Origin of the sequence: Pelomonas caseinilytica, assembly GCF_021353235.1 — a bacterium.
Lineage (GTDB): Bacteria > Pseudomonadota > Gammaproteobacteria > Burkholderiales > Burkholderiaceae_C > Pelomonas > Pelomonas caseinilytica.
In genome coordinates this window covers 469,239-475,600 of record NZ_JAJTWT010000004.1, presented here as the reverse complement: position 1 = coordinate 475,600, position 6,362 = coordinate 469,239, and the positions used below count along the sequence as shown (strand labels likewise).

Genomic DNA, 6,362 nt, shown 5'->3' with positions numbered 1-6,362 from the left:
CTCATGGTTCAGCTCCAATCGAAGAGCGAGGCAAATCGCCTCGCTCTCCAACTTGGCAGAGCCACAAACCCGACGAGCCATCGTGGTGTTGCCGGAGCGGTTACCGCGCGAGCGGTTTAGTCCTGCGCTGCAGACCCGCCGTCATCTCGCCCTGGTTTAGTACTTGCGCAGATATCCTCGCTTCACGGCGGAGCCTCCTTGGGACATGCCATTTTTGTTCTGGTGCTGCGGCAGATCGTGGCGGTTGGGTCAGCCGAGCGACTTGAGCAGCTCGGCCAGCTCGGGGTCCATGTCGGCGTCGTCCGCTGCGGCGGACGCGTCGCCCTCGCCGGGCTGATCGTCGCTACCGCTCGCGTCGCCGTCGTCGCTGCCGCCCAGGCTGGCCAGCAGCGCGTCGAGGTCGTCGGTGCCGGCGTCGCCATCGCTGCTGGTGCCGGCATCGTCGAGGCCGGCGATGGCCTCGTCCGCGTCGGAGGGGCTGTCGTCGTCGGTGGCAGTGCCGCGCCGCGCGGGGCGCGCGTCGGCCTCGGCCAGCTTGGACTTCAGGCTCATCTCGATGCCGGCACGCGCGCCGGCCTTGGAGGCCGCGCCCGCCGCGGTGAAGCCGGCCAGGCCAGCCAGGCGCACGCTCGGCTCGCCCTTGTGCGCGACCAGGGCGCCCACGCCCCAGCGCGCCAGCGCCGACACCGCCACCGTCGAAATGAAGCGTTCGGTGCAGGGCAGGGCGGTGCTGTCGCCGTCGGCGTCGACGTAGTGATGGAAGGGCAGGTCGTTCACCGTCGGCGTGCCGCCCTGGCCGGCCAGCACCGTGAGGGCCAGCAGGGCCGGGTGGCCCCAGAGCATGCCCGACAGGCCGTCGGCCAGCGTGAACTCCTCGAAGGCGAAGGACGAGATCGGGTCGCTGCGCTTGCCGTAGGGGTGGCGCAGCAGGAAGCGCGGGCCCAGCAGGCTCAACCGCCGGGCCTCGGGCAGGGCCTGCAGCGCGGTGAAGGCCTCGGCCACCAGCGGATGGGGCGGCTTCTTGGGGTTGGCGAGATCGTCCACGGCCATGGCCGTGAAGAAGCCGGCGCCGGCCGCCTCGGCCACCTTGGCCATGCGGCCGAGCAGTTCGGTGTGCGGCGGCGTGGCCTCGAACTCGTACAGGCCGGCGATGTAGGTGTAGCCACCGTCCTTTGCCTGGCTGGGCTGCTCTACCAGCAGCTTGTACAGGCCGGTGTCCGTCAGGTCGTCGCCGCTGCTGAGGTCGGCGGCGAACTCCTCGGCGCTGACGTCGATGAGGTGGACCTGCAGCATGGGCCCGGTCTCCAGGCGGCGCAGCAGGAAGTCCACGCCGCGCCACAGCGACTCGGCGGCCTGGAAGTCGGCCTGGTGCAGCACGGCGCGCATGCCGTCGGCGATGGCCGCATCCAGCGCATTGAGCAGGCCGGCCTTCTCGGGTTTGGCGGCCGGCACGACGAAGGGGCCGACCACGTCGCGCAGCAGGGCGTCGATGCCGCCGGCCTCGGGGGCGCTCGTTCGTCCCGTCAGGCGGGCGAAGTCGTCCAGCCGCGCGCCGGCGGCCGGCGCCGCGCCACGGGCCCGCGCGCCGCGACCGGCGCGCGAGGCCTTCTTCTTGATGCCGGCCATCTTGGCCACCTCGGCCGCGGCCTTGTCGAAGGTGGCCGTGTTGTTGAGGCGTTTGCGCAGGTCGGCGAGCTTCCTGAACAAGTCCAGCTCGCGGAAGAGGGTGTCGGGATGGAAGGACTCCAGGTCGGCCAGGGGCACCTGCACGCCGCCGCGCTTGCTGCCGATGGGCAGGGTCAGCGTCAGGTCCTGCTGGCCGAGCCAGTCCTCCAGCGAGTCGAACTCGACGGACTTGGGCTTGTGGCGGGCGAGGTCGCTGCCGGTGTCGAGCCGGCCGGCGGCGGCGCCGGCGCCGAAGTCGCCGAGCAGGGCGATGCGCACGGGGCGTTTGGCGGCCCAGGGGGGCGCGGCGGCGTCGAGCGTGCCGTAGTCGGGTGTCCAGTCGGAGTGGGCCATGGGAATCCTCAAGGTCTGAAAAGGGCGGCGAAGGCCGCGCCGCGGGGCAGGGCGGGCTGCACGCTGGGGCCGCTGGCCGCGTGCATCCAGAGGCTGCAGCCCTGCAGGCCGTCCCAGGCGGCCTGGCCGAGCAGGGCGGTCAGCGCGGCCGGGACGTTCGCATCGGTGGCCTGCGGCTCGGCGGGCGGCGGTGCCTCGGCCAGGGCCGCGTCCAGGGCTTCGGCGCTCCAGTCGTCGTGCAGGGCGTTGACGGCGATCTCCTCGATGCGGCCCGCCCACTGCCACAGCGCGGCGACCTGGGCGCCGTCGGCCGGCCGGGGCAGCGGCTCGCTGACGACGACGAGGGGGAAGTAGCGCCCCACGCGGTCCACCGACGGGATCATCACGCCCACGCGCAGGCCTTCGCCCGAGCCGTCGGGCATGCAGCCGGGCAGCAGGGCGAAGCGCCAGGCGGGGCTGGCGAGGTAGTCGTCCAGCCAGCTGTCGGGCGCGGCCTCGCGCAGCTGGTGCAGGCCCTCGGCCAGCCAGCCGTCCCACTGGGCGATCCACTCGGGCGTCAGTCGCCGCGAGGCGAAGTCGCCGAGGGCTGGCAACTTGCCGTACCAGCCTGCGGTCATGTCGAAAACTCCGAACACAGCCACAGAGGCACAGAGACACAGAGGGACTCGGAGTCCCACTCTCTCTGTGCCTCTGTGCCTCTGTGGCTGTTTCTTTGAATGCCCATGTTCACAAAGCCCCTGGGCAGCGGAACTGCTGCAGCTCGCGCAGCCGGAAGGGGTTGAAGACGCTGCTGGCCGTCACCTCCAGGCGGGCGCGGTGGCCGTCGAGGTTGATGACGACGACGAAGCGCTCGGGCTGCTGCGGCGAGCCCTGCACCTCGAAGCGGTCGAAGAGGCGGAACAGCGCCCACGGGCCGTCGAAGCTGACCGGCGCGCCGCCAGGCTGGCCGCTGAGCCGGATCTGCGAACTCAGCCGTGCGCCGGGCCACTGCAGGCTGACGGCCTGGTTGCTGCCGGCCGTGAACTTCGTGACCTGGCCGTCGATGTCCAGCGTCAGTTCCTTCAGGCCGTCGCCCAGCTCCAGGGCGCGCACGTCGACACGGAAGGCCGGCGCCTTGCCGCCGTTGCGGAAGAAGACCTCGCGCACGCGGGCGGCGCGCTGGAAGTCGGCCAGCGCCGCGGGCGACACCGGCCGGCTGCCGTCACCCGTGGGCCGGAAGCTCCACGGGTTGGTGCCGACGTCGACCAGCGGGCTGAGCTTGCGGCTGAAGAAGTCGTCCATCATGCCGCCCGGCGCGAAGAACTGGCCGAAGTCCTCGGGCAGCACGTCGACCTTGGAGCCCTGGGCGACGGGGTAGCGGCCGGCAATGGCGCGGGCGCAGAAGTCGGCGATGGGCTGCAGTTCGCCCGTCAGGCTCTGGCGCTCCACCAGGCGGCTCTGGTTGTCGGCCGCCTCGGCCAGGGTCTCCAGCGCGCCGCGCAGTGGCTCGGGCTGCTGGCCGGCAGCGGCCTTGAGCTTGGCGCCCCCGCCACCGGCCGGCGGCGGCGACTTGCTCTTCAGGGCTTCCTGCACGGCGCTGAGCTGCACGTAGACCTCGTTGAACATCTTCATCACGTCGTCCAGCGGCGGCGGCGTGCCGGTGACGAGGCGGTGCAGCGAGTCGAAGTGGTCGTCGACGATCTTCTCCAGCGGGCCGCCGGTCGAGATGGCCTGGGGCGCGCGGGCCTGGTTGCCAGCCAGCCGGGCGAGCTCGCCGCCCTTGGCGAGCACGGCGTCGTCCACCTTCTTGTTGGCCTCCTTGGCCAGGGCGTTGTCGGCGCCGGCGGGATCGATCAGCGTCGTCTCGCGCGAGGCCGCGCGCAGGAAGGCAGCCAGCGGCGAGTCCACCGCCGACAGCAGGCGCGACACGGCGATGCCGCGGTCCAGGCCGTTCATCTTCACGAGGCGCACGTCGGCGAGGTAGGCGTCCCAGACCTTGACGTACTCCTCCAGGTAGAGGCGCCGCACGCGCTCCACCAGGGTCTTGTCCGCCGCCTGGCGCTTGGCCGTGGCGGGGTTGGTGCCCAGCACCCAGGCCTCCTCCTCGGCGAGCTGCCTGGCGGTCTTGTCGACCGAGGTCTGGAAGGCCTTCTTGTAGCCGTCCCGGGTGAACATGCCGGGGATGCCCTGCGTCAGCGGCTGGCCGCTGGCACGCACGAAGACGTTGGGGCTCTGCGGGCCCGCCGCGGCGGCCACGGTGAAGGGCGGCAGGTCGCCGTCGATCTGGGCACGGCGCAGGCGGCTGAAGATGCGGTACTCCAGCGGGTAGGCGCCCAGCATCTCGCGCACGCTGGCCACGAGGGTCTTGTCCATGGGCTGGGCCACCTCGAAGGCGCCGCGGGAGAGCAGGGCGTCGAGGTGGTTCTTCAGCAGGGCCACCTTCTCGGGGCCGAGGCTGCCTTCGAGGTTGGCGTCCCAGTCCAGCCCCACCCAGGCCTGCAGGCCCGCGGCATCCAGGTGCTCGGGCGTGTAGAGCATCAGGTAGGCCTTGAGCGACTCGTAGGCGAACTCCAGGTTGTCGCGGTTGGCCGTGCGCAGCCGCTCCTCCAGCCGTGCCGCCACGCGCGGGGCGAGGGCCCGCTCCAGCAGCCGGTGGTAGGACACCTGGGCGCCGGCGTCGAGCTTGTCGCCCTGGAAGAGGCCGAAGCCCAGGCGCAGCGGCGGGTCGCTGAGCGCGAAGCCGGGCGGCTGGGCCGCGTCGCGGATGGCGGCCAGCGCCTCGGGCAGGGCCGAGGGGTCGCTGCCGCTGGTGGGCGGGAGCGCGGCCACGGTGTCGCGCAGGGCCGGCAGCTTGGCCTCGATCTCGGCGATGTAGCGCTTGTTGCCGACGTAGCTGAAGCCCCATCCGACCAGCAGCGTGAGCGTGGCCAGGGAGAGGGCCGCGAAGCCGGCCAGGCGCAGCCGGGCGTTGCGCCGCTCGACCTGGGCGTTCTGGCCCACCAGGCCCTGCTCCACGAAGACGACCTTGCGCAGCAGGTGGTTGAGGAAATAACTGCGGCCCTTGGCGGCGGCCGGCGGCGTCAGGCGGCGCTCGACGCCGAAGCTGCGGGCCAGCGCGCCGAGCACGCGGTCGATGGGCGTGCCTTCCTGCGTGCCGCTGGTGAAGTAGACGCCGCGCAGCCGCGGGGCTTCGTCCAGCGCGCCGCCGCCTCCGAAGACGGTCTCCAGGTAGCCTCCCAGCAGCCCGCGCAGGCCGCCGAACTGCTGCGGGAAGGCGAAGATGACGGCACGCTTGAGCGTGTCGGTCTCGGCCTCCATGCGCTCGATGAGGCGCTCGCGCAGGCGCTTCTCCAGCGAGGCGAACTCGCTGCCGAAGTTGGCCATGACCTCCTCGCCCGGTGCGGTGGCCAGCGGGAAGGTGAAGCCGAAGACCTGGTCGCGCTCCTCCTTGCCCATGGGGCCGAAGGTCTCGTTGAAGCCGGCCAGCAGGTCGCACTTGGTGACCATCACGTAGACCGGCACCTTCACGCCCAGGCGCTGCTGCAGCTCCTGCATGCGGCCACGCATGCGGGCGGCCTGCTCCTTGCGCTGGTCGGGCGGCAGGGCCAGCAGGTCCTGCACGCTGACGGTGAGCAGCACGCCGTTGATGGGGCGGCGCGGGCGCGCCTTGCGCAGCAGGTCCAGGAAGGTGTTCCAGGCCGAGGCGTCGGTGTCCTTGTCGGAGTCCTGCGTGGCGTAGCGGCCGGCGGTGTCGATGAGGACGGCCTCGTCGCTGAACCACCACTCGCAGTTGCGCGTGCCGCCGACGCCGCGCACGCTGGCCTGGCCGAGCTTGTCGGCGAGCGGGAAATTCAGCCCCGCATTCAGCAGGGCGGTCGTCTTGCCCGAGCCCGGCGCGCCGACGAAGACGTACCAGGGCAGGTCGTAGAGCGAGTTGCCGGCGAACAGGCCGCGCTTGCTGCCGGGGGCCTTCTTCAGCAGGCCGATGGCCTGGCTGAAGCGCTCCTGCAGCACCGCTTCCTCCTTGGCCGCGGCCGACGGGCCGCCACCCATGCCCTTGACGAGGGCGGCATTGATGCGGCGCCGGCGCATCTGCGACCACACCAGCCGCAGGCCACCGAGCAGCCACACGACGGCCAGCACGATCCAGCGCACCAGGCTGGAATCCAGCGGCCGGTGCTCGCCGAAGGCGATCAACGGGCCGACCCACCAGACCAGGGCCGAGACAACGGCCAGGAAGAACACGCCGAGCGTGATCGGGTGGAAGAGGATGGACAGGAATTTCTTCATATCAGGAGTTCCGTCGCGCTGCGTCTGCCTTCGACGAGGCGGCGGGCGCCTGCGAAGGGGTTGCCAAACACAGC

Annotated in this window: 3 protein-coding genes; all 3 read right to left on the bottom strand. The window is 71.7% G+C overall.

Features of this window, described 5'->3' with window-relative positions; translation table 11 throughout:
- Window positions 1-249 precede the first annotated feature (249 nt).
- Window positions 250-2,019 (bottom strand): type VI secretion system contractile sheath domain-containing protein, encoded by a 1,770-nt coding sequence (locus tag LXT12_RS12750; RefSeq protein ID WP_233392559.1) that lies wholly within the window; start codon window positions 2,017-2,019, stop codon window positions 250-252.
- Between the two features lie 8 nt (window positions 2,020-2,027).
- Window positions 2,028-2,636, bottom strand: a complete 609-nt coding sequence (tagF, locus tag LXT12_RS12745; RefSeq protein ID WP_233392558.1) for a type VI secretion system-associated protein TagF — start codon at window positions 2,634-2,636, stop codon at window positions 2,028-2,030.
- A gap of 109 nt (window positions 2,637-2,745) precedes the next feature.
- Entirely contained in the window at window positions 2,746-6,288 is a 3,543-nt protein-coding gene (gene tssM / locus LXT12_RS12740; RefSeq protein ID WP_233392557.1) for a type VI secretion system membrane subunit TssM, read from the bottom strand.
- Between the last annotated feature and the right edge of the window lie 74 nt (window positions 6,289-6,362).